Source organism: Saccharopolyspora antimicrobica (assembly GCF_003635025.1).
Classification (GTDB): Bacteria; Actinomycetota; Actinomycetes; order Mycobacteriales; family Pseudonocardiaceae; genus Saccharopolyspora; species Saccharopolyspora antimicrobica.
Genome location: NZ_RBXX01000002.1, coordinates 5,590,861 through 5,613,988 on the forward strand (window position 1 = coordinate 5,590,861; position 23,128 = coordinate 5,613,988).

The 23,128-nt window shown below is 70.1% G+C and carries 20 protein-coding genes; 14 read left to right on the forward strand and 6 right to left on the reverse strand.

From position 1 onward, the window contains the following. Nucleotides 1–39 precede the first annotated feature (39 nt). Nucleotides 40–570, reverse strand: a complete 531-nt coding sequence (locus ATL45_RS26795) for a CGNR zinc finger domain-containing protein (protein WP_093149461.1) — start codon at nt 568–570, stop codon at nt 40–42. Nucleotides 571–647: 77 nt separating this feature from the next. On the opposite strand from ATL45_RS26795, the gene ATL45_RS26800 reads away from it, so the two are divergent. Next, the gene (locus ATL45_RS26800) at nt 648–1,487 is read left to right on the forward strand and encodes an alpha/beta fold hydrolase (RefSeq protein ID WP_093149455.1); all 840 of its coding nucleotides are present in this window, start codon (nt 648–650) and stop codon (nt 1,485–1,487) included. Here the strand turns inward: ATL45_RS26800 and ATL45_RS26805 are convergent. Then, nucleotides 1,471–1,878 carry a GNAT family N-acetyltransferase gene (locus ATL45_RS26805; protein WP_246025560.1) on the reverse strand — a complete coding sequence of 136 codons (408 nt, stop codon included), beginning with the start codon at nt 1,876–1,878 and terminating at the stop codon, nt 1,471–1,473. The genes ATL45_RS26800 and ATL45_RS26805 overlap by 17 nt on opposite strands. A 39-nt stretch (nt 1,879–1,917) precedes the next feature. Then, the gene (locus ATL45_RS26810; RefSeq protein ID WP_170210358.1) at nt 1,918–4,878 is read right to left on the reverse strand and encodes a GH116 family glycosyl hydrolase; all 2,961 of its coding nucleotides are present in this window, start codon (nt 4,876–4,878) and stop codon (nt 1,918–1,920) included. Nucleotides 4,879–5,211: 333 nt separating this feature from the next. Between ATL45_RS26810 and ATL45_RS26815 the strand changes: the two genes are divergently transcribed. Further along, nucleotides 5,212–6,549: an MFS transporter gene (locus tag ATL45_RS26815; protein ID WP_093149445.1), complete on the forward strand. Its 1,338-nt coding sequence runs from the start codon at nt 5,212–5,214 to the stop codon at nt 6,547–6,549. A gap of 74 nt (nt 6,550–6,623) precedes the next feature. Here ATL45_RS26815 and ATL45_RS26820 read toward each other — a convergent pair whose 3' ends face one another. Next, on the reverse strand, nt 6,624–7,103 hold the full coding sequence (locus tag ATL45_RS26820; protein ID WP_093149806.1) for an NUDIX hydrolase: 480 nt from the start codon (nt 7,101–7,103) through the stop codon (nt 6,624–6,626). Nucleotides 7,104–7,163: 60 nt separating this feature from the next. Here ATL45_RS26820 and ATL45_RS26825 point away from each other — a divergent pair, with 60 nt between their 5' ends. Continuing rightward, entirely contained in the window at nt 7,164–8,195 is a 1,032-nt protein-coding gene (locus ATL45_RS26825; RefSeq protein ID WP_093149441.1) for a DNA polymerase IV, read from the forward strand. Here ATL45_RS26825 and ATL45_RS26830 read toward each other — a convergent pair. Then, complete coding sequence (locus ATL45_RS26830; RefSeq protein ID WP_093149438.1) at nt 8,192–8,833, reverse strand: TetR/AcrR family transcriptional regulator; 642 nt, start codon at nt 8,831–8,833, stop codon at nt 8,192–8,194. The two genes, ATL45_RS26825 and ATL45_RS26830, sit on opposite strands and share 4 nt — an antisense overlap. Nucleotides 8,834–8,924: 91 nt before the next feature. On the opposite strand from ATL45_RS26830, the gene ATL45_RS26835 reads away from it, so the two are divergent. The 4 genes from ATL45_RS26835 to ATL45_RS26850 all read left to right on the forward strand — a co-directional run bounded on the left by ATL45_RS26835 (nt 8,925) and on the right by ATL45_RS26850 (nt 14,465). Next, entirely contained in the window at nt 8,925–9,749 is an 825-nt protein-coding gene (locus tag ATL45_RS26835) for an oxygenase MpaB family protein (protein ID WP_246025561.1), read from the forward strand. Nucleotides 9,750–9,962: 213 nt separating this feature from the next. Then, the gene (locus ATL45_RS26840; protein ID WP_093149430.1) at nt 9,963–11,684 is read left to right on the forward strand and encodes a TIGR03767 family metallophosphoesterase; all 1,722 of its coding nucleotides are present in this window, start codon (nt 9,963–9,965) and stop codon (nt 11,682–11,684) included. Between the two features lie 78 nt (nt 11,685–11,762). Continuing rightward, complete coding sequence (locus ATL45_RS26845) at nt 11,763–12,668, forward strand: universal stress protein (RefSeq protein ID WP_093149426.1); 906 nt, start codon at nt 11,763–11,765, stop codon at nt 12,666–12,668. 669 nt (nt 12,669–13,337) lie between these two features. Then, nucleotides 13,338–14,465, forward strand: coding sequence for an NDMA-dependent alcohol dehydrogenase (locus ATL45_RS26850; RefSeq protein ID WP_093149421.1), 1,128 nt, complete (start codon nt 13,338–13,340; stop codon nt 14,463–14,465). Between the two features lie 57 nt (nt 14,466–14,522). Here the strand turns inward: ATL45_RS26850 and mftR are convergent, their stop codons facing one another. Next, complete coding sequence (gene mftR / locus ATL45_RS26855) at nt 14,523–15,425, reverse strand: mycofactocin system transcriptional regulator MftR (RefSeq protein ID WP_342775305.1); 903 nt, start codon at nt 15,423–15,425, stop codon at nt 14,523–14,525. 62 nt (nt 15,426–15,487) lie between these two features. Here mftR and mftA point away from each other — a divergent pair, with 62 nt between their 5' ends. Genes mftA through ATL45_RS26890 form a run of 7 tightly spaced genes read left to right on the forward strand, consistent with a single transcriptional unit; the run spans nt 15,488 to nt 23,122 of the window. Then, entirely contained in the window at nt 15,488–15,589 is a 102-nt protein-coding gene (gene mftA / locus ATL45_RS26860; protein ID WP_093149417.1) for a mycofactocin precursor MftA, read from the forward strand. Next, nucleotides 15,589–15,861: a mycofactocin biosynthesis chaperone MftB gene (gene mftB / locus ATL45_RS26865; protein WP_093149414.1), complete on the forward strand. Its 273-nt coding sequence runs from the start codon at nt 15,589–15,591 to the stop codon at nt 15,859–15,861. Before mftA ends, mftB begins: the two co-directional genes overlap by 1 nt. A 15-nt stretch (nt 15,862–15,876) precedes the next feature. Next, nucleotides 15,877–17,064, forward strand: coding sequence for a mycofactocin radical SAM maturase (gene mftC / locus ATL45_RS26870; protein ID WP_093149413.1), 1,188 nt, complete (start codon nt 15,877–15,879; stop codon nt 17,062–17,064). Then, entirely contained in the window at nt 17,061–18,959 is a 1,899-nt protein-coding gene (locus ATL45_RS26875; protein WP_093149410.1) for a mycofactocin system FadH/OYE family oxidoreductase 1, read from the forward strand. Before mftC ends, ATL45_RS26875 begins: the two co-directional genes overlap by 4 nt. Beyond that, nucleotides 18,956–20,902 (forward strand): mycofactocin system FadH/OYE family oxidoreductase 2, encoded by a 1,947-nt coding sequence (locus ATL45_RS26880; protein ID WP_093149405.1) that lies wholly within the window; start codon nt 18,956–18,958, stop codon nt 20,900–20,902. The genes ATL45_RS26875 and ATL45_RS26880 overlap by 4 nt, the downstream gene beginning before the upstream one ends. Beyond that, entirely contained in the window at nt 20,899–21,837 is a 939-nt protein-coding gene (locus ATL45_RS26885; RefSeq protein ID WP_093149401.1) for a mycofactocin-associated electron transfer flavoprotein alpha subunit, read from the forward strand. The genes ATL45_RS26880 and ATL45_RS26885 overlap by 4 nt, the downstream gene beginning before the upstream one ends. After that, nucleotides 21,830–23,122: an FAD-dependent oxidoreductase gene (locus ATL45_RS26890; RefSeq protein ID WP_093149397.1), complete on the forward strand. Its 1,293-nt coding sequence runs from the start codon at nt 21,830–21,832 to the stop codon at nt 23,120–23,122. The genes ATL45_RS26885 and ATL45_RS26890 overlap by 8 nt, the downstream gene beginning before the upstream one ends. Nucleotides 23,123–23,128: the final 6 nt, after the last annotated feature.

The window sequence follows — 23,128 nt, forward strand, 5'->3', positions numbered from 1 at the left end:
GGAGGTGCCTCTGCTCCGGTCTCAGCGCGGCCCCCGGCTTCAGGTTTCCTTGCGGCGGGCGCGGTAGGTGCGCATCTTGTGGCGGGCTCCGCAGATGTCCATGCTGCACCAGATGCTGTTGTTGCCGGGGGAGCGGTCGTAGTAGAGCCAGCGGCAGTCCTCGGCCTGGCAGACCTTGAGGCGCCCGGGTTTCCCGCTCAGGTCCGCCACCACCAGCGCGACCACGAGATCGCCGATCATCCGCTCCACCGCGCTCTCCCCGCCGACCGGGACCACGATCCGGCCGCTCTGCCACCTCGGTGCTCCGAGCAGTCGGCGCGCGTAGTCGTTGAGCTGCGCGGAGCCGGTTCCGGCCAGGTGTTCGCGGATCGCTTCGCGGGCCCGGACCAGCTCCAGTCGCGCGGACTCGTCCAGCTCGTCGGCGGCGTCCTGGCGGTCGTGGTCGCGCAGCCACTGCCGGGCGTCCGTCAGATCGCGCAGGGCGTCCTCGTCCTGCAGGAATCGCGCGGAGTTGCCGAACGCCTCCACCGGTCGCAGCTCGTCCGGTGCGGGTGGGCGGTCGTATGCCATTCGTTCAGGTTACCGGCTTGTTGACAGAGGAGGTAACGTTACTGGCATAGGAAGGTAGACGGTAACGGAGGTGTGCGATGGGGTGGGAACTTCCGGAGCGATTCGAGTCGGTGCGCGGGACGGTTCGCTGGGCGAGCTTCGGCCAGGGTGATCCGGTGGTGCTCATGCACGGCACACCGTTCTCCTCCTACGTCTGGCGGGACATCGCCGCAGCGCTGAGCAGCCGGTACCAGGTGTTCGTCTGGGACATGCCGGGATACGGGCAGTCGGAGATGCACGATGGCCAGGACGTCTCGCTGGCCGCTCAGCAGGAGGTGTTCGCGGAGCTCCTGCAACACTGGGGGCTGGTGGAACCGGCTGTGATCGCTCACGACTTCGGTGGCGCTGTGGCGCTGCGGACAGCACTGCTCAGCGGGGCCCGCTACGGGCGCTTGGCGCTGGTCGACGCGGTGAGCGTGCGGCCGTGGGGATCGGAGTTCTTCCGGCTGGCCCACGACAACTCCGAGGCCTTCACAGCACTGCCGCCACTGCTGCACGAAGCGCTGGTCCGCCGCTACATCACCACCGCTGCCCACCGGGAACTCCGCGACGACGTGCTGGACCACCTGGTCGCGCCGTGGCTCGGGCCGGTGGGGCAAGCGGCCTTCTACCGCCAGATCGGCCAGGCCGACGAGCGCTACACCCGCGAGGTCGAGGACCGCTACGCCGAACTCGACTGCCCGGTGCTCATCGCGTGGGGCGATCAGGACCAGTGGCTGCCACCGGCCCGCGCGAAGGAGCTGGCCGCGCGCATCCCGCACGCCGAAGTGGCCTGGATCGGCGAGTGCGGTCACCTGGTCCAGGAGGACAACCCGGCGCAGCTGACCGCGCTGATCACCGGGTTCCTGGCCGCGGGCGAGCTCAGCTCAGCGCGATGAGCCCGGCATCGGTCGGGCGGAAACCGCAGGACCCGAAGTAGAAACCGCGCAGGTGCGGCTCGAAGTCCACGTGCAACCAGGTGCACCCGGCGTCGGCGGCACCCACCGCGGCACGGCGTACCAGCTCGGTCCCGATCCCACCGCGCTGGTGCGCCGGGGCGACCTTCGGATCGAGCAGGAAGGCGTGATCGCCGCCGTCCCACGCCACGTTGGCGAACCCGATCAGCGCCCCGTCGTCGACCCGGCCGGTCACCCAGCCCAGGCTGTGCGGCCGCACCCGGTCCCACCAACCGGGTTCCGGATTTCCGCCGTGCGACAGCGTCAACGCCACCAGCTCGTAATCGGAGGCAGGACCGCGCCACCGGTAGTCGATCTCCATACGACCGATCATGCCGCGCAGCGCAATCGGAATTGTTCTGCGGACGGTGGTTCAGAGCTGGACCCGTAGTTCTTGACCTGCGGTGAGCGTGAGCCCGTCGGGGAAGGTGAGCAGCGGGCGCTCGGGGTCCGCGCTCACCGGGACTTCCTCCCCGTCGAGCCAGGCGCGTGGTTCAGCACTGATCGCGTCGAGCGCGAGCGTGGTCAGGTTCAGGCGGCCGTGGCGGAGTTCGACGGTGCTGCTCCGCTCGGAGTCCGTGCGCTGCTGGCGGTACAGGCCCCAGCCCTCAGCCGTTGTGAAGGCCGCGGCGAAGTTCTCCGGCGTGATCTTGGGCGCGAAGCCCAGGCGTCCGCGCGGGCCGTGGTGCTCGAAGCCCAGCAGGCTCGTGTACACGCCGAAGCTCGCCATGGAACGCGCGTAGTGGTCGCTGCACTCGATCTCGTTGTACGGATTCCGGCGCAGCGGGGCGTAGCGGTCGTGCACGGAGCGGGCTATCGCGAGACCTTCGTCGAGCATCCCTTCGGCGATCAGGTGCGCGGCGACCTGGTACTCGATGCCGTGCCAGGCCTCGTTGAAGTAGCTGGTCGACCAGTTCTCGCCCGCCTCGTCACCGCCGCCCTTCGGCCAGGTGCACATGATCAGGGCCGGTACGTCATCGTCGTAGAAGATGCGACCGCCCGCGATCGGGCTTCGCTCCCGGTACTCCATCGGGCGCGGCACGAAGTTGTGCCGCCAGATGCTGCGCAGAGCGGAACGCGTCTCGGCCTCCGGCAGGACGCGCGGCAGGCCGAGCTGCGCCGCCCAGCTCTGGCCGAGCAGCTGGTCGGCGAAGCAGCCGCGGTTGGTGTTGACCGAACCCGGGTGCGCCGGGTCGAGCTCGTGGACGAAGTACTCGCCGTTGAACAGATCGCGCACGATGATCTCGGCACCGCGGTCGGCCAGCTCGTGGCAGCGCTGCGCGAACCCGTCGTCGCCCACCTCCGACGCCATCGCCGCGGCCGCCCGGAGCGCGGCCAGGTACAGGCCGGACAGCCAGCTGTTGCGGCCGAACCAGGTGGCGTCCTGCGTGTTGGGCTGGGCCCCGTCGAGCACCCCGTCCGGCTCCGCGTCCGAGCCGATCAGGTACTCGACGGCGCGCTTGGTGCGCGGCCAGACCCGCGACAGCCAGCCGGGGTCCGCCGACATCTGGTGCTCGCGGTAGATCCGCAGGATCGTTCCGGCCTGCCCGTCCACCGCCGGCGTCCGGTCGGCCTCGCCGCGCATGCTCAGCTGCCCGGTCGTGGCGTGGAAGCCGATGCCCAGGTCCACCCGCTCCCGGGTGTCGCGCTCCACGACGGGGAACAGGCGCGCGAGCGCGTGGGCGTAGTGCCAGACGTGCGTGCACGTGCCCGCGCAGCAGTAGGCGCCTTCCCAGCCGTAGAAGCGGCCGTCGGCGAACCGGTAGCAGGTCGAGGTGGACAGGATCGTGGTGTTGGCGGCGACCCGCTCGAGCAGCCAGTGCGGCAGCGTCGAATCCTCGTACCAGGTGCGGACCCAGCTCGCAGTGCGCTCCAGCAGGTGTTCGTGCGCTCCGGCGAGGTGCGCGATGACCGCTTTCGCGTTGTCGAAGCGGCTCGCGTAGTGCCGGAGCAGTTCGCGGCTGTGCTCCAGGAAGGCGAGTCCTTCCCGGTCGGGCACGGGGAAGAACCACGCCAGCGCGAAGCGGACGGTCCGCTCCTCGCCTGGCGGCAGCGTCACGGTCGCGCTCACCGTGCCCGCGGTGCGCTGGGAGATCCCGTCCACTTCCGGAGGCCCGGGGGCAGGATCCAGCACGTCTTCCGGGGCGTTCCAGGACACCGCGGCAGGGCAGGTGCGGACCTGGTCCGCGCCGAGGATCGCCAGCGCAGCACTGCCGTTGTCGGGTAGCTCGGACAGCGGCTGCTGAGGCGCGTGGTCGGTGAGCACGAGCTGGTCGACACCGATGTGGCCCCACGGGCCGGTCTCCTCGTCGACGATCTCGACGACGGCCTCGCGGCCCTGCCACGGCCCCAGGAACAGCACCCGGTCGGCCAGCCGGTCGCTGACCGAACCGGTCACCGAACCGACGATCTGGCCATCGACCAGGACGTTCAGGCAACAGGTGCCCGGATAGCTGCCGCCGCTCACGCGGAACCGCAGGTAGTTGCGCTCGATGCGGAACGGCGCGCTGCGCAGCCTGCCGGTGGCGCTGTCGCGGGCACCGGCGTCGGTTCCCGGAGCGCTCGCGTGCGAGTCGACCATGCGCATCCCGAACGCGCCCGCCTCGCCCTGGTAACCCGGGCGGTCGAGGGTGCGGATCGGTCCGGCACCGAAGGCGTCACCGGTCACCGACCAGCCGGCGTAGTCGGGTTTCTCCCAGTCCTCCAGCAGCAGATCCGGGCGCATGCGGTTCTCGACGCTGCCTTCGGCGGCCCCGAACTGCACACCTGCCGCGGTGCCGGTGGTGAACTCCTCAGCGCTGAGCCGCAACGGCCGGGTGTGCCGGCTGCCGAGGCACACCGGGTTCTCCAGGAACCCGCCGATCTCCACCTCCACTGTGGACTTCGAGGTGTTCGTGATCGCGTAGTCCAGGAACACCGCGGGATAGGAGCTGTCGTCGATCTCGGTGGGGATGAACGGCGAGCAGGCGCGCAGCCGGATCCGCACCTCCGAGTCCGGGTAGTCGACCTCGGCCAGCGGTGGGCGTCCGGTGAACGCCACGTCGGGAAAACCGCGCGCGTCCAGCCACCTCGCGGGCTGCTCACCGATGCGCACCGCGAACCCGTGCTCGAACGGCGAGCTCGGGGCCTGCGGGCGGGTGAAGTGCAGGTCGTGGATGGCGGCCGGCGCGGTCCGGTTGTCGACGTCCCAGAGCCACAACCGTCCGTCGCCGCCCAGGTAGAGCTGACCGCAGCCGATGCCGCCGATCGGCATCCCGATCAGCCGCAGCTCGGCATCGCGCAGTCGGCGCGGCGTCCCGCGGGCGGAGAGGTCCTGCTTCGCTACCTGGGACACGGCGCACTCCTTCGTCACGACACGTGCGGGGCGGAGTTCGGGGGAGCGCTCAAGTCTAGGAATCCGCAGCGCCGGGCGGCTGCGGTTCGCCGCCGTGATCATCCGGACGGACGATCGCGCAGGATTCCCAGCATCCGGGAAGGAATGCTCCTTCCTGGTCCGCGATGGCGGGTCCTCCGCCAGGCTTGGTGTTCACGGACCGTTCGCACGTCTCGGCGGAGCGTGCGCACCCAGGTGAGCATGCCCACGATGCGGGAACCCCGTCTCGGCAAGTGGTCGGTCGCGGATTACAGTGCTGTAGTCCGATCGTGTTAACGAGGAGGTTGCGGCGCCATGGCTGTCGGCCACGTCCCAGCACCAGGAGTGCGGGACTCCGGATCACCGGGTGATCCCACCCCGCGAAACTCGACCCGGCAGGTGGTCATCGCCAGCCTCGTAGGCACGTCCATCGAGTTCTACGACTTTTACGTCTACGCGACCGCGGCGGTGCTGGTTTTCCCGCACTTGTTCTTCCCGGCGGGTGATCCGACGGCCGCGACCCTGCAGTCGCTGGCCACCTTCGCGATCGCTTTCGTGGCCCGCCCGGTCGGCTCCGCGCTCTTCGGTCACTTCGGTGACCGCATCGGCCGCAAGTCCACCCTGGTGGCCTCGCTGCTGACCATGGGCATCTCCACCGTGGTGATCGGTCTGCTGCCCGGCTACGCGCAGATCGGCGTCCTCGCACCGCTGCTGCTGGCGCTCTGCCGGTTCGGGCAGGGGCTGGGGCTGGGCGGTGAGTGGGGCGGCGCCGCGCTGCTGGCCACCGAGAACGCCCCGCCGCGCAAGCGCGCCCTGTTCGGCACCTTCCCGCAGCTGGGCGCGCCCATCGGGTTCTTCTTCGCCAACGGGCTGTTCCTGCTGCTGTCCGAGCTGATGGACGAGCAGGCGTTCCTGTCCTGGGGCTGGCGGGTGCCGTTCCTGGTCTCCGCGGTGCTGGTGGTCGTCGGCCTGTGGGTGCGGCTGAACATGCACGAGACCCCGGCGTTCTCGAAGGTCGTGGCGCGCAACGAGCGGGCCAAGGTGCCGTTCGCGCAGGTCTTCCGCAGCGACTTCAAGGCCCTGATGCTGGGCACCTTCATCATGCTGGCCACCTACGTGCTGTTCTACCTGATGACGGTGTTCTCGCTGTCCTTCGGCACGGCCGAGACCGGACTGGGCTACGAGCGCTCGTCGTTCCTGATCATGCTGATGATCGGGGTGGTGTTCTTCGGCCTGACGGTGCCGGTGGCGGGCCTGCTGGCCGACCGCTACGGGCGGCGGCCCACGCTGATCGTCACCACCAGCGCGATCATCGTGTTCGGCCTGCTGCTTGGCCCGTGGTTCGGTGCGGGCTCGACCGTCGCGACCGTGTCGTTCCTGATCGTCGGGCTCGGCCTGATGGGCATGACTTTCGGGCCGATGGGCGCGGTGCTGCCGGAGCTGTTCCCCACCGCGGTGCGCTACACCGGGGCCTCGGTGTCCTACAACCTGGCCAGCCTGCTGGGCGCCTCGGTCGCGCCCTACATCGCGACCTGGCTGGCCAGCTCCTACGGCCTGGGCTGGGTCGGGGTCTACCTCGCGGCGATGGGCGCGACCACGCTGATCGCGCTGGTGATCAGCAAGGAGACCAAGGAAAGCTCGATCGAGGACTGAGCCTTCCCGCACGGACAGCTCCGCCCCGCCTGGCCACCGAGCCAGGCGGGGCGGAGTTCGTTCCGGGGCCCTGGTCAGGCGAGCCGGCCGGCCTCGCGCAGTGAGTCGAGGAGGCGATCGACGAATGCGACCTGCGCCGGGTTGAGCTTCTCCCGCGCGGTGTCCGGATCGCACCACAAGGCGCGGTCGACCTCCGGGAACAGCTGGCGGCGACCGGATCGCGGCGGCCACTCCAGCTCGAACTCGTTGCTGCGCAACGCGGTCGCGTCGAAATCGCCCTCGACGGCCCAGGCGGTGACGACTTTGCCGTTGCGCTGCTTGACCTCCCCGAGCGCGAGCAGCTCGTGCTCGGACGGCACAGCACCGGTCTCCTCGGTGAACTCCCGGACCGCCGCCGCCCGCGCGTCTTCGCCGGGTTCGTACTCGCCCTTGGGCACCGACCAGGCACCCGCGTCCTTGTTCTTCCAGAACGGCCCACCGGGGTGGACCAGCAGGACCTTCGGGACACCGTCGGCCAACCGGAACAGCAGGATGCCAGCGCTTCGCTTGCTCATCCCGCCAGTGTCGCGCACCGAGGTCTGGCGGAATCGGCGGAACCCGTCGATGCTGGCAGCGTGGAACGGGTCGTGCTGCACGTGGATCTTGATCAGTTCATCGTGGCCGTCGAGCTGTTGCGCCACCCGGAGCTGCGGGGGCGGCCGGTGCTCGTCGGCGGCAGCGGCGACCCGACGCAGCGCGGAGTGGTGGCGGGCGCTTCCTACGAGGCCCGTGCCGCCGGAGTCCGTTCCGGGACACCACTGCGGACAGCGGCCAGCCGCTGCCCCGAAGCGGTGTTCCTGCCCGCAGACAACGAAACCTACCTGGCCGCCTCGGCCGACGTGATGAGCGCACTGCGCGACCTGGGCGGCCTTCTGGAAGTCGCCGGGTGGGACGAGGCGTTCATGCTCGTCGACACCGAAGACGCCGAGCAGACCGCGCGAGTGGTGCAGCAGCAGGTCCGGGAGCGCACCGCGCTCGCGTGCTCGGTGGGCATCGGGGACAACAAGCTGCGCGCGAAGATCGCATCCGGCTTCGCCAAACCGGCCGGGGTGTTCCGGCTGGAGATGGCCAACTGGGTCGAGGTCATGGCAGAGCTGCCGACGGACGCGCTCTGGGGTGTCGGCGCGAAGACCGCGAAGAAGCTGGCGGCCAGGGGAATCGCGACGGTCGGCGATCTGGCCCGCACGAAAATGGCGGATCTGGCAGGCGAATTCGGCCCCAACATCGGGCCGTGGCTGGTCGCGCTCGCGCACGGCTACGACTCGACCCCGGTCACCGAAGAACCCGAGGAAGCCCGTTCGCACGGTCGCGAGGTGACCTTCCAGCGCGACCTCCGCGATGTCGAGGAGATGCGCGCGGAGGTTCGGCGGCTGTCCCACGTGGTGGCAGCCGACCTCGCGGTGGAGGACAAGGTGGCCCGCCGCGTCGTGGTGAAGGTGCGCGATTCCAGCTTCGCCACGCACACCCACGGCGTATCGCTGCCCAGCCCGACGCGGGACGCCGACGCCCTCGAACGCGCCGCCCGCACGGCGCTGGACCGCTTCCCCCTGAACCGGCCGGTCCGGCTGCTCGGCGTCCGCGCCGAACTGCCCCGGGCCAAGCGCTAGTCGGCCGTGTCCGCGGTCCCGAACCCGGCCGCGATGGCCAGGAAGACCTCGGTGCACCGCTCGACGAGTCCGCCCTCGTCGAGCCGCAGCGTGCCGTCGAGCCAGGCGGTGAGCGCCTGCGCCAGGCCGCCCACCATGAAGTGCGTGGTCAGCTCCAGGTGCGGACTCTCGGTGATCCCGTAGAAGTCCTGCGCCTGACCGCCCAGCAGCGCGGCGAACAGCCGTGAGGAGTCCAACCGTCGCTGGGCCAGCAACGGGCTGCTCAAGCCGACCGAGAACAGCAGCCGACCGCGGCGCGGATCCCGCGCGACGGTCCGCACGATGTTCTCCAGCCCGGCACGCACCTTGACCCGCTCGTCCGGTCCGGCGGTGGTGACGGCCGCAAGCGTGGTGGTCGCCAGGTCGTCCACCACGTGGTCGTACACCGCCGCGGCCAACGCATCGCGGTCGGCGAAGCTCTCGTAGAAGTAGCGCGTCGCCAGCCCGGCCTGCTGGCACGCGCCGCGCACCGTCAGCGCCGGGCCGTCGCCGGAGGCACCGAGCAGGTCCAGCCCGGCCTCGAGCAGCTGAGCCCGGCGTTCCGCCCTGCGGTGATCACCCTGCACCCCGCCGTAGACCCGCAGTGGAGACGTGCCCATGGGCACAATCTTGACAGATCAGCGGCATCGCTGGTTCCCTAACTGGAAACGGCCGTGTGCAGAATTGACCTCGTGCGGAGGGTGGCGGACGGTGACGGCTTCGGCGGACACGACCACCCGGGTCCGGAACGCGGTGACGGGGGCTGGGCTCCTCGCAGGCAACGCGAACGTGATCATGCAGCTGGCCAGGCCCGGGGTGGGCTACGGCGTGGTCGAGAGCCGGGTGGAGAGCGGTCAGCTGTTCCGGCACCCGGTCAAGCGGACCCGCACGACACTGGCCTACATCGCCGTCGCCACGATGGGCACCGCCCGCGAGCGCGAGCTGTTCCGACGCGGTGTCAACCGCGCCCACGCCCAGGTGCGCTCCACCGACTCCAGTCCGGTCGCCTACAACGCCTTCGACCCGGATCTTCAGTTGTGGGTCGCTGCCTGCTTGTACAAGGGGTTCGAAGACCTCCACCTCCTCTTCTTCGGTGAACCCGACGCGGAGACCGCCGAGGCGTTCTACCGCGACGCTGCGGTGCTGGGTACGACGTTGCAGGTGCCGCCCGAGGTGTGGCCGAGCGATCGCGCCGCGTTCGAGCGGTACTGGACCGAATCCCTGGACCGGATCGCCATCGACGACACGGTGCGGGAATACCTCCTCGACGTGACGATGCTGGCCTGGCTTCCCCGCCCGTTGTCGGTGCTGTTCGGACGCTTCAACAAGTTCGTCACGGCCGGATTCCTTCCAGAGCGGTTCCGGGAGGAGATGCACCTGCCCTGGACAGCCCGGGATCAGCGCCGCTTCGACCGGTCGATGGCGGTGATCGGCGCGATCGTCCGGCACCTGCCGCCCGTGCTGCGGCACTTCCCGTACAACCTGGTCCTCTGGGATCTCCGCCGCCGGATCCGCACCGGTCGCCCGCTGGTCTGATCAGCCATCAGGCCGTTCGTGCGGCTGAACCGGTGATCACCCACCCGCTCGGCCACGGCACGAGAAGCGCTGCCGCATTGGCCACTGTGGACTTTCCACGGTGTTGCCAGCTGTTCGTGAGCTCGTCACCTGTCTGGGGGTGGACTGCGCCCATCAAACGTGAAAGATTTTCTGATCAGTTCGATGATCAGGGCGGATGGGCTGGGTACCGACATGGCAGGGATCAACAGGCGTGGCTTCCTCCGGGCTGCGGGCATCACCGGAGCCGTACTCGGCAGCGGGTTGGTGAGCGCGACACCGTCGTTCGGAAGGGGTGCGAGGCCCCGGCTGGCCTACAGCGCGGGCACCACGCTGCAGGCCGTGGCGCAGCCGGAAGCGGGGGAGGGCTACCGGCGGCTCACGGCAGGCCCGGGGTGGCCGCAGGTGGTCCGCACCGACCTGGTGGTGGGCAGGACGGACCGCGTCGACCGCCGGGTTCCGGTGGTCGCGTTCACCCAGTTCACCGACCTGCACGTGGTGGACGCGCAGAGCCCGGCCCGCTTCGAGTACGTCCACCCGCTGGCCGGTGGCGCGCACCGCCCGCAGGAAATGCTCACCTCGCTCGGTGCGGCACACCTCGTGCGCCGGGTGAACTCGCTGCCCGGAGCGCCGGTGACCGGACGCCCGATCGACTTCATGATCACCACCGGGGACAGCACCGACAACCACGAACTCGCCGAGCTCGACTGGTACTTCGGCGTGCTCAACGGTGGCCGGGTCACGCCGAACACCGGAGATCGGACCGCTTACGAAGGCGTGCAGGACTCCGGAGATCCGCTGTACTGGCACCCCGACGGCGGCGTCTCGGACCGGTTCCGCGAGCTCGGGTACCCGGTGCTGCCCGGACTGCTCGGCGACGCGCTCCAGCCCTTCGACAGCCCGGGGCTGCGGATGCCCTGGTACGCGGTGTTCGGCAACCACGACAACAGCGTCGTCGGAACGGTGCCGGACGAGCTGATCCCGGGACTGGTCGACTGGTACACCGGCTCGCGCAAGATCATCGGCCGGGACGAGCGGGAGAAGCGCGAGATCGTGGCCCTCATGGAGGGCCGCAGCCAGCAGCGGACGGCCAGCGTGATGACCACCCGCACCGGGCTGATCCGCACCGTCACCCCGGACGAACGGCGCCGTCCGTTCAACACCGAGGACTTCATCCAGGCGCACCGGGACCCGGCCAACACCGGTCCGGGCCCGGTCGGCCACGGGTTCGGCGAGGACCACGACGAGCCCTACTACACGTTCCCGATCGCGCCCGGCGTGACCGGCATCAGCCTGGACAGCACCAACACCGCGGGCTTCGCCGAGGGATCGCTCGGGCTGGCCCAGTTCCGCTGGCTGGAGAAGACTCTCACCGCGGGCAGCTCGGTGTACTACGACGGGCTCGGCCGGAAGCAGCGGCAGTCGGTCACCGACGAGCTGTTCATCCTGTTCAGCCACCACACCAGCGGCACGATGACCGCGCTGCTGCCGGACTTCCGCCGGCCCGGCGAGATCCGCAAGAGCGGTGCCTCGGTGGTGCGGCTGCTCAAGCGCTTCCCGAACGTGCTGGCCTGGGTCAACGGGCACACGCACCGCAACACCATCACCCCGCACCACGCCGACGACCCGGCCTGCGGCTTCTGGGAGATCAACACCGCGTCCCACGTGGACTTCCCGCAGCTGGCCCGGATCATCGAACTGGTGGACAACGAGGACGGCACGCTGTCGCTGTTCACCACGCTCATCGAAGCCGACAGCCCGTACCAGGCCGACTACGACGACAGGTCCCCGGACGCACTCGCCTCCCTCTACCGGGAACTGGCCTTCAACAACCCGCACACCGACCTGGCCCAGCTCGGCGAACTCGGCGACCGCAACACCGAGCTGCTGGTGCCCGGCCGCATGCCGACCCGGTAGTCCCGGTCCCACCGGGCGAGGTGCGGCGAACTCGCCCACCCTGGTGCTGTCGTCCTGAGCAGCGCTGGGAGGGCCGGGATGAGTGGGTTCGGACGTGTGGTGGCGGGGGTCGACGGCTCCGCCGTGGCGCTCAACGCCGCTCGCTGGGCGGCGCGCGAAGCGGCTCGGCGGAGATCCGGGTTGCGGATCGTCTACGCGGACCCGACCACCACGCCCGTGCTGCCGGAGCTCCCCGGCCTGCACTGGCCGAAGGAGCACCGCGAACAGGTGCGCGAGCAGGTCGCGCGCTGCCTGGACGTGGCCGCGAGCGCTGCGCGGGAGCAGGTGCCGGATGTCGCGGTGGACGCGGCGGCCTGCGCCGGCTCGCCCGTGCCGGTGCTGATCGACGAGTCCCGCGCCGCCGACCTGGTCGTGGTGGGCGACCGCGGCTTCGGCGGGTTCACCGGGCTGCTCGCCGGATCGGTCGCCGTGAAGATCGCGGCGCACGCGAAGTGCTCCGTCGCGGTCGTGCCGGACACCGGCGACCCGCTCAGGTTCCCGGTCGCCGGCCCGGTGCTCGCCGGCATCGACGACGACCTCTCCGCCGATCTGGTGCTGGCGCAGGCCTTCGCCGCCGCGGCGGACTGGGACGTCCCGCTGCACGTGGTGCACACCTGGGAAGTCGTCGGACTCGATCTGAAGTGGTTGCGCTCGCGGTTGCCCAGCGAGGTCGTCGGCGACACGGCGGTTCGGTTCGTCGCGGAAGTACTCGCCGGTTGGGGCGAGCGCTATCCGGACGTCGAGGTGCTCAGGTTCATCGGGCGCGGTACACCGACGACCGAGCTGCTCTCCCGAGCGCGGGAGGCACAGCTCGCGGTCGTGGGTGCACGCGGCCGAAGTGGCGTTGCGGGGGCGCACCTGGGCTCCACGAGCCACAAGCTGCTGCACCACTCGCCATGCCCGGTGCTGATCGTCCGCGCTCCCGAACCGGCTGGTTCGGCGTGAGCCGGTGGCGGGGCGGATGTCCATCGTCGAGGCGAGACCGATCGCGTTCCGCAGGTACTTCGACAACATGGCCGTGCTCCTTCTCCTCGGTGTGACTAGCTGTTCGCCGCTGATCGGCGCGCTCGTAGATGGATCGCGCGCATCATCGAAGACAGCGATTTAGCGCGTCGTGACAATGATTTTCACGGTCCACTGTCGACTGCGGAGTTGCTGTGGCGGTCCGTTGGCGTGCTACCAGTGTTGCAGGAGTCGAACGTGGATTCGAGTAAATAATGGTCGCTCGATGGAGTGATCAACACTGAGGGTATTTCGCTTTTTGGTTGAGCAGGGCCGAGTTTCGCGAACTCAGGAAGTGCTGGCCGATAAAATCGGTTGCGCTGAACAGCTATCGGCGATCAACTGGGGTCGCTTCGCGTTCGGCGAGAGGTTCGCCGGAGGCAGTGGCGCCTGCTCCCGTTCCGTCAGGCGTTACTTCCTCGGCTGGCCGGTTTTCAGGAATATGCGGGAAGCAGCGCTTCTGACCAGCGCGGTGGCGTCGCTGCCGGATCTGCGGTGGCCGCGCGGGTCAGGGGGGCGAGCCGCCAGACCCGGACCCTTGACTGAGATCATCCGGCTTCCCATGCTCGGGGAGCCGTACGTCCTTCGGTGCCCATTCGACGAGGAGTGGATATGAAGACCAAGGCTGCTCTGCTGCACGGCCCGGGCGAGAACTGGGAGGTCGATGAGATCGAGCTGGGAGACCCCGTTGCCGGTGAGGTGCAGGTGCGGCTGGCGGCATCGGGGCTGTGCCACTCCGACGAGCACTTGCGCACCGGTGCCAGCCCCTCCGCGTTCTACCCGGTCGTGGGCGGTCACGAGGGCGCTGGGGTGGTCACGAAGGTCGGGCCCGAGGTCACCGGGTTGCAGGAGGGCGACCACGTCGTGCTGGCCTTCATTCCCGGCTGCGGCACGTGCCGTCCGTGCGCGCGCGGCATGCAGAACCTCTGCGACGCCGGTGCGGGGCTGCTGACCGGCCGGGCGATCTCCGACGGCACCTACCGGACGACCTACCGGGGTGAACCGGTCGTCTCGATGTGCTTGCTGGGCACCTTCGCGCCGTACGTGACGGTCAACCAGGCCTCGGTGATCAAGATCGAGGACGACATCCCGCTGGACAAGGCCGCGCTACTGGGCTGCGGCGTGTCCACCGGCTGGGGATCGGCGACCGAGATCGGCGGGACGCGCGCCGGGGACACGGTGGTCGTGGTGGGCATCGGCGGGGTCGGCATCAACTCGGTGCAGGGTGCGGCGGCGGCCGGGGCGCGGTACGTGGTGGCGGTCGACCCGGTGGAGTTCAAGCAGCAGAAGGCGTTGGAACTGGGCGCGACGCACGCCTTCGCCTCGATGGAGGAGGCCGCCGGGGTGGTCTCGGAGCTGACCTGGGGGCAGAACGCGAACACGGTGATCCTGACGATCGGCGACACGACCGGCGAGCACCTGCAGCCGGCGGTGTCGATGACCGCCAAGGGCGGGCAGGTGGTGGTCACGGGCATGGGCCACCACGCGCAGATCGATGCCAAGCTCAACCTCTTCGAGCTGACCCTGCTGCAGAAGCGGGTGCAGGGCGCGATCTTCGGCGGCGTCAGCCCGCGCACCCAGATCCCGCGGCTGCTGGAGCTCTACCGGCACGGCACGCTGAAGCTGGACGAGCTGGTGACCAACACCTACCGGCTGGAGGAGATCAACACCGGGTACCAGGACCTGCTCGACGGCAAGAACCTGCGCGGAGTCGTGGTCTACGACGAAGCCGACTACTGAGCCGACGGGGCCGGGAACCGCCTCGCGGTATATCCGGCCCCCGCGAAGCGGTTCGGCTCACGAGTCGGCGAAGGACAGCCCCTGCTCGGCGAGCTCCTCGCCGAGGATCCGGATTGCCTTGGGGCCCACGCCGTGGATCTTCAGCAGGTCCGCCGGAGTCACGTCCGTGAGCTGGGCGTACCGGGTGAATCCGTGGACGGCCAGCTCACGGCGCGCGACTTTGCCGATCCGGGGCGTGAACTCGGTCTGCACGGCGGATTCTCCGGTGGGCATCCCGGCCTCCTGATGTCTCGTTCCCGTCGAGGCTGGCCGCTCCCGCCGGGCCGGTCCGGCCCCGGAGAACGCGGCGGCGAGTTCGCGCATCGCCGCGTCCAGCAGTTCGGTGAGTTCGGCATCGGGTTGGTCGAGCCACCGCTCGTAGGCAGCGAGTGCCACGCCCAGCGTCGCGTGCGCGATGGTCTGGGGAGCGAGTGCGCCGGCCGGTTGTCCGGTTCGTTCGCCGACGAATTCGGCGATGACCTCCCGCCAGGAGTGGAAGCGCAAGGTCGAGTGGGCTTGCAGTGCCGGGACGCCGAGGATCAACCGCATCCGCCGCCGGTGCGCCGGTACCTGCTCGGACGGCACCCGGTTGAACTCGACCAGGCAGTGCCGGATGTTGTCCATCAGCGGGATTCCGCTGGGGGCGGCGTGCAGATCGGCGCGCAGCCGGGCCAGCTCGGCGCCGAAATCGCCCCACGGGACGTCGTTCTTGGACGGGAAGTAGTGGAAGAACGTCCGGCGCGCGATGCCCGCGGCCCTGGCGATGTCGGTGACCGTGGTGTTCTCGAAACCCTGCTCGTCGAAGAGGTCGAAGGCCACCTGCTCCAGCTCGGCGGCGCTGGTGACCCTCCGTCGTCCACGGCTTCGCGCGGTTGCTCCAACGGTGTTGCTTCCCAAGAGGTCCTGCTCCAGGTCTTCCAAATCTGCACCGGGTGCAAATACGGTGTCGGCGGTGGATCGGTCAACGTCGACAGGAGCATCCCATGGCTGAGGAACAGGTCGAAGCGGGAACCACCGAGCCGGTCGTCGAGGAGGAGCTGCTCGTCGAGGAGGTCTCGATCGACGGGATGTGCGGGGTCTACTGATGGCCACCGCGGCGGAGTTCGACACGAGCCTGGGTTACCGGTTGAATCCGCAGGTCGCGCTGCGCCCCGAACCGTTCGGGGCGCTCGCGTACCACTTCGGCAACCGGAAGTTGTCGTTCTTGAAGGTCCCCGAACTGGTGGAGTTGGTGCGCGGATTGGGTGAGCACACCAGCGTCGAGGAAGCGCTGCTGGCCGTGCCGCAGGAGCGTCGGCCGCAGTTCCGGCGGGCGCTGGCCTCGCTGGCCGCCTCGGACATGATCCGGCCCCGTTGACGGAGTGGAGACGACGTGACTGCGGTGGAACCGGTGCCCTCCCTGGTCGAGCAGTTCAAAGACGGGCTGGACGCCCCGATCTGCCTGACCTGGGAGTGGACGTACGCCTGCAACCTCGCCTGCGAGCACTGCCTGTCCTCCTCGGGGAGGCGGGATCCGCGGGAGCTGAGCACCGCGGAGATGAAGGCGGTGATCGACGAGCTGCAGCGGATGCAGGTGTTCTACGTCAACGTCGGCGGTGGTGAGCCGACGGTCCGCCCGGACTTCTGGGAGCTGCTGGACTACGCCGTCGAGCACCAGGTTGGCGTGAAGTTCTCCACCAACGGCCTGCGGATCGACCGCGCGCGGGCCGAACAGCTCGCCGCCACCGATTACGTGGACGTGCAGATCTCGCTGGACGGTGCCACGCGGGAGGTCAACGACGCGGTTCGCGGGCCGGGTTCGTTCGACATGGCCATGCGGGCGTTGCGGAACCTCTCGGACGCCGGCATGCGGGACTTCAAGATCTCGGTCGTGATGACCAGGCAGAACGTCGCGCAGCTGGACGATTTCCTGGCCATCGCCGACGAGTTCGGCGCGCAGTTGCGGATCACGCGGTTGCGGCCGTCGGGGCGCGGCGCGGACGTGTGGGACGAGCTGCACCCGACCGACGCCCAGCAGCACGAGATCTACGCCTGGCTGGTCGAGCACGGCGACCGGGTGCTCACCGGGGATTCGTTCTTCCACCTCAACGCGCTGGGTTCCACTCCGCTGCCGGGGTTGAACCTGTGCGGCGCGGGCCGGGTGGTGTGCTTGATCGACCCGGTGGGTGACGTCTACGCCTGTCCGTTCGCGATCCACGACGTGTTCAAGGCCGGCAACGTCCGGGACGCCGGTGGATTCGCCCGGGTGTGGCGCGAGTCGGAGCTGTTCACCGAGCTGCGCAGGCCGCAGTCGGGTGGTGCCTGCCAGTCCTGCTCGGCGTTCGACGCCTGCCAGGGCGGCTGCATGGCGGCGAAGTTCTTCACCGGCCTCCCGCTCGACGGACCCGACCCGGAATGCGTCAAGGGCCACGGTGGAACGGCCTTGTCCGTTGTGGACAGAGCCGGGTTGCCGAAGCCGTCGCAGGACCACTCCCGGTCCTCGCGGCGCAAGGTGAGTCTGGGGTTGCCACTGGTGCCGGCCAAGCCCTGCGACTCCAGTCCGCTGGCGGCCGGTGCATGAGCCTCGCGGAAGGTGTGCGGCTCGGTTCTGCTGAAGCACCCTCGCGGGTGCTGTTCGGGCCGCACGAGACGAACTTGGGACGCGGGCGGGCCATTTCGGACCGCCACGTCGCCTACTACCGGGCGCGTGCGGCCGGCGGTGCCGGTGTGATCGTCACCGAGACAGCCAGCGTGCACGCCTCGGACTGGCCCTACGAGCGGGCGCCGCTGGCCGCTGAGTGCGCTACGGGGTGGGCGGCGGTCGCCGAGGCGTGCCGACCGCACGGTGCGATCGTTCTCGCCGGTCTCGGCCACTCGGGATCTCAGGGCTCGTCGGCGTTCTCCCAGCAGGCGTTGTGGGCGCCGTCGCGCGTGCCGGACGTGGTCAGCCGTGAGCTACCGATGGAGGTCGAGCGGGAGCAGATCGACGCGCTGGTGGCCGGGTTCGCCGCGGCGGCCAGTTCGGCGGTGCGCGCCGGATTGCACGGGGTGGAGCTGGAAGCGGGGCAGTTCTCCCTGCTGCGGCAGTTCCTCTCCGGACTCACCAACCAGCGCTCCGACGGCTACGGCGAGGACCGGGTCCGGTTGTTGCGCGAGGTGCTCATCGCGGTCCGGGACGCGATCGGGGACGGTGTCGTGGGTCTGCGGTTGTCCTGCGACGAACTCGCTCCGTGGGCGGGCATCACCCCGGAGCAGGCCGCCGGGATCACGCGGTCGGTCGCCGACCGGATCGACTACCTGGTGGTCGTGCGCGGTTCGGCGATGGCGACCTCGGCGACCCGCCCGGACCTGCACACCGAACCGGGCTTCAACATCGATCTCTGCCGCCAGATCCGCGAAGCGGTGCGCACCGAGGAGCATTCGCCCCAGGTCGTCCTGCAGGGCAGCGTCGTGGACCCGGCACAAGCGCAGCGGGCCTTGGACGACGGCGTCGCGGACCTGGTCGAGATGACGCGGGCGCAGATCGCCGAGCCGCAACTGGTCGAGCTGGTGCGCTCCGGACGTCCTGAGCAGGTCAGGCCGTGCGTGCTGTGCAACCAGAAGTGCCGGGTGCGGGACAACCGCAACCCGATCATCTCGTGTATCGGCGAGCCGTTCAGCGGGCACGAGGCAACCGAGGGAGCCGGTGTTCCTGCGGCATCGCGCGACGTGCTCGTCGTCGGAGGTGGCCCGGCCGGGATGGAAGCGGCGCGCGTTCTGGCGCTGAGCGGGCATTCGGTGGAGATCGTCGAGCGAGGTGACAGGCTGGGCGGGTCGTTGCTGCTCGCCGCGCAGGTCGGTGGTCGCGCGAGGCTGCAGCTGCTCGCGGACTGGCTCGAGGCGGAGGTACGCCGGCTCGGAGTGCGTGTCACTCTCGGCACCGAAGCGGACCTGACCAGCCGGTACGCGGTGATCGCAACCGGCTCGACGCCGGGCCCGCGTGCCTATGCGGACTTCGGCGGCACGGTCATCGACGTCACCGGAATGCTGGCGCACGACGTGCTGCCGGACGGGCCGGTCGTGGTGTTCGACCCGATTGGCGATGCGGTGGGCGTTGGTGTCGCCGAGCTGCTCGCCGAGCAGGGGCGGGAGACCTCCATCGTCACTCAGGACCAGGTCGTCGGCACGCAGCTCGCTCTGACCGGAGACCTGGCCGACGCCAACGGACGCCTGCAGCGCGCCGGTGTGCGCCTGGAGAAGCGCTCGCTGCTGCGCGAAGTGCATCCTGACCACGTGGTACTCGAAGACGTCTTCACCGCTCAGCGTCGCGACGTGCCCTGCGCGGTGGTCGTCCACTGCGGACACCGGCTGCCCAACCCGGAACCGGCCGGAGCGCTGCGGGCCGGGGATTGCGTGGCGCCCCGCACGATCCACGAAGCGATCCTCGAAGGCCGTCGCGCTGCACACCGGATCACCGCACTGGAGGGCGCGAGATGAGCGAACACCGCTATCTGTTCTCCCCGTTGCGGATCGGGTCGCTGACCGTCCGCAACCGCATCGTGTTCTCCGCGCACCTGACGAACTACGCCCAGGACGGAGTGCCGACCGACCAGCACGCCGCCTACTACGCGGCCCGCGCCGCGGGCGGCGCCGGACTGATCATCACCGAGGAGCACTCCACCCACCCGACCGACTGGCCCTACGAGAAGCTGATCCACGGCTTCCGGCCCGAGGTGGTGCCCGGGTACCGGCGGATCACCGAGGCCGTCCACGCCCACGACGTTCCGATCCTCGCGCAGCTCAACCACAACGGCGGGCAGGCGTCCTCGATGTATTCGAGGCTGCCGGTGTGGGCGCCGTCGGCGGTGCCCGACCCGATGTTCCGCGAGGTGCCGAAGGCGATCGACGTGCACGAGATCGCCGAGGTCGTGGCCGGTTACGGCACCGTGGCCGGGCATTGCGCGGACGGCGGCTTCGACGGTGTCGAGCTGCAGTGCTCGCACTCCTCGATCGTGCGCGGATTCGTGTCCCCGGCGACGAACGTGCGAACCGACGCCTACGGCGGTCCGCTGGCCAACCGCGCCCGCATCCTGCTGGAGATCATCGACGTGGTCCGGGAGGCGATCGGCCCGGACCGGGCGCTCGGCGTCCGGCTGTGCGGCGACGAGCTGATCGAGGGCGGCACCACCATCGACGAGGCCGTCGAGGTCGCGCGGATGGTCGAGGCCACCGGGAAGGTCGACTACATCAACACCTCGATCGGCGTGGCCACCTCCACGCTCTACATGATCGAGGCGTCCATGACGATCCCGCCCGGGTACGCGCTGTTCATCTCCAACGCGATCCGCCGCGCGGTGGACCTGCCGGTGGTCGGCGTCGGCCGGATCAAGGATCCGCTGCAGGCCGAGCGCGCGCTGGAGGAGGGCCACTGCGACCTGGTCGGTGTCGTGCGCGGGCAGATCGCGGACCCGGATTTCGCGGGCAAGGCCCGTTCGGGGCACCGCAGCGACATCCGGACCTGCCTGTCGTGCAATCAGGAGTGCGTCGGGCGGATGGGCCTGAACCGCTGGCTGGGCTGCATCGAGAATCCGCGCGCCGGGCGGGAGTCCACGCCGCTGCCGATGCCGCGGCTGCGCAAGCGGGTGCTCGTCGTCGGCGGCGGACCGGCGGGCCTGCAAGCCGCGGCGACGGCTGCCGAGCGCGGCCACCACGTGACCCTGTTCGAGCGGGAACCTGCCACCGGCGGCCAGGTCGCGGTCGCGGCCACCGTGCCCAGCCGGGCCGAGTTCCTCGACGTGGTGCGCAACCTCCGGGCTGAGTGCGAGCGCTTCGGCGCGGACATCAAGACCAACGTGGCGGCCACCGCCGAGATGCTGCGCGGCGAGCGCCCCGACGTGGTGGTGCTGGCCACCGGTGCCCGTCCGCACCCCGTTCACTGGGCCGGGGGCGCGGATCGCGTCGTCGACGTCCGCGACGTGCTGGAGGGCCGCGCCGCTCCCGAAGGCGATGTGCTCGTGGTCGACGAACTCGGCTTCCACCAGGCCGCTTCGGTCGCCGAACTGCTGGCCGACCGAGGCTGCCGGGTGCAGATCACCACGCCGGGCATGGTGGTCTGCCAGGACCTCGGCGTGACCCTGGACATGGAGACCTTCAACATCCGGGCGCACGCGAAGGGCATCGTGCAGCGCACTGACGAGGTCGTGATGTCGGCCGCCGAAGCCGATGGGATGGTCCTGCAGATCCTCAAGCACACCACCGGGAACATGACCGAGGAACGCTTCGACTGGGTCGTCTGCGCAGCTCACCAGGCCCCCGAGGACGATCTGTGGCACGAGTTGAAGGACGCGCCGTTCGCGGTCCACCGGATCGGTGACTGCATCGCCCCGCGCCGTGCGCATGCCGCGGTCGTCGAAGGACATCGTTTGGCGGTGGGCTTGTGACCGGGCTTCCCGATGTGCTGGCCGTCGTGGTCGTCCGCGACGCGGTCCTGCCCAGCGGCGCGGACGAAGCCGTCGCCGAATGCGGGGGAGCGGTCCTGCTGGTCGGGACGGGGACCCGGGCGGCTGCTCGTGGGCTGATCGCCGCGCGGGAGGTCTGGACGAGCGAAGTCCCGCGAGTCGCGTTCGGCGCATTGGCCGAGGCACTGGCCCCGGTGCTGCGCAGCGTTCCGGTGGTGCTGCTCCCGGCATCGCCCGATGGGCGTGATCTCGCAGCGCGGCTCGCTTTCCGCGCAGACAGGCAGCTGTTCGCCGGTGCCGGCCGGTGCACCGCCACGCACGTCGAGCTGTCCCGGGCGGACGACCGGCTGGCCGTGGAGGTCGAGTTCAACGGACCGGTCGTGGTGACGCTCCAGCCGAACGCGCGCGGCGTGCCCGAACCGGTGCCGAGCCCGGAACCGGTGGAACTGCCGGTGACGCTGCCCGAGGACGTCCTCGACGCTGAGACCGCCCAGATCCTCGACCCGGACCCGGAAACCGTCGAACTCACCGAAGCCCAGCGGATTCTCGGCGCGGGCGCCGGCCTGGTGCGGACAGGCGAGGACGGCGCCGCGGTGATGCGCACGCTCACCGAAGTCGCCGCCGCGCTCGGCGCGTCGGCCGGTGCGACCAGGGTCGTCACCGATGCCGGGTGGGCGGGCCACGACCGCCAGATCGGCACCACCGGGGTGGTCGTCGACCCCGCCCTCTACATCGCGTTCGGCGTCTCGGGCGCGGCCCAGCACGTCGGCGGGCTCGGTAGGCCCGAGCACGTGATCAGCGTGAACACCGATCCTTCCTGCCCGATGACGGCGATGGCGGACCTCGGCATCGTCGCCGACGCTCCCGAGGTCCTGCGCGAACTCGCCCGCCGACTGAACGGAGCCGCCGATGAGTGAGCGGGTGGACGCGGTGGTGGTCGGCGCCGGCCCCGCCGGCTCGGCGGCCGCGCTGGAGCTGGCCCGCGCCGGGCGCAGCGTCGTCCTGCTGGAACGCGGCCCGTTCCCCGGCGCCAAGAACGTCTACGGCGGAGTCGTCTACGGGCGGGTCCTCGACGAGGTCCTGCCGAACTGGTGGGAAGAAGTGCCCGTGCAGCGCTGGGTCACCCGCCGCAGCACGATGGTCCTGACCGACACCCAAGCGCTGACCATCGACTTCCGCACCCAGGACTGGGCCGGTGCACCCCACAACGGCATGACCACCTACCGCGCCGACTTCGACTCCTGGCTAGCGGGCAAGGCGGTGGACGCCGGAGCGCAGTTGGTGACCTCGACGGTGGCCACCGAGCTGCTGCGCGACGGCGGGTGCGTGGTCGGCGTGCGCACCGATCGCCCGGACGGCGACATCCGCGCCGACGTGGTCATCGCCTGCGACGGCGTCAACTCGTTCCTCGCCAAGCAAGCCGGGCTGCTGCCCACGACCGACGCCGCGCACCACACCCTCGGCGTCAAGGAGACCCTCGCGCTGCCCCGGAAGAGCATCGAGGAGCGGTTCGGCCTGCGCGGCGACGAGGGCGCGGACTTCGAAGTCCTCGGCTGCACCGGGGGCATCCCGGGCGGCGGGTTCGTCTACACCAACCGGGACACGATCAGCATCGGCGTCGTCCTGTCGCTGACCGGGCTGGCCGAATCGGGCCGCCGTCCCGAAGACGTGCTCGCCGACTTCAAAGCCCACCCCGGCATCGCCCCCTACCTGCGCGGTGCCGAGCTCAAGGAGTACTCGGCGCACTTGATCCCCGAAGGCGGCTACCGCAGCATGCCGCCGCTGAGCACCGACGGCATGCTGGTCGCAGGTGACGCGGCGGCGATGTGCCTGGCGGCCGGGATCTGGCTGGAGGGCGTGAACTTCGCCATCGGCTCCGGGCTGGCGGCCGGTCGCGCGGCAGCCGAAGCCATCGCCGCCGGAAGCCGGGACCTGTCCGGCTACCGCAAGCGGCTGCAGGACAACTTCGTGCTCACCGATCACAAGAACCTGCAGCGCGCACCGCACCTGGTGCTCTCGGAGCGGGTTCAGCGCCAGTACCCGAAACTGCTCTGCGACCTGGCCCAGGAGGTCTTCACCGTTCGCAACCCGGAGCCGAAACCGGGTCTGCGCAAGCTGTTCCGCCGCACGGCGGCCCGCCACGGCATCCGCCTGCGCGAACTCGCCGCGGACGCCTGGGCGGGATTCCGGACCTTCGGGTGAGGAGCG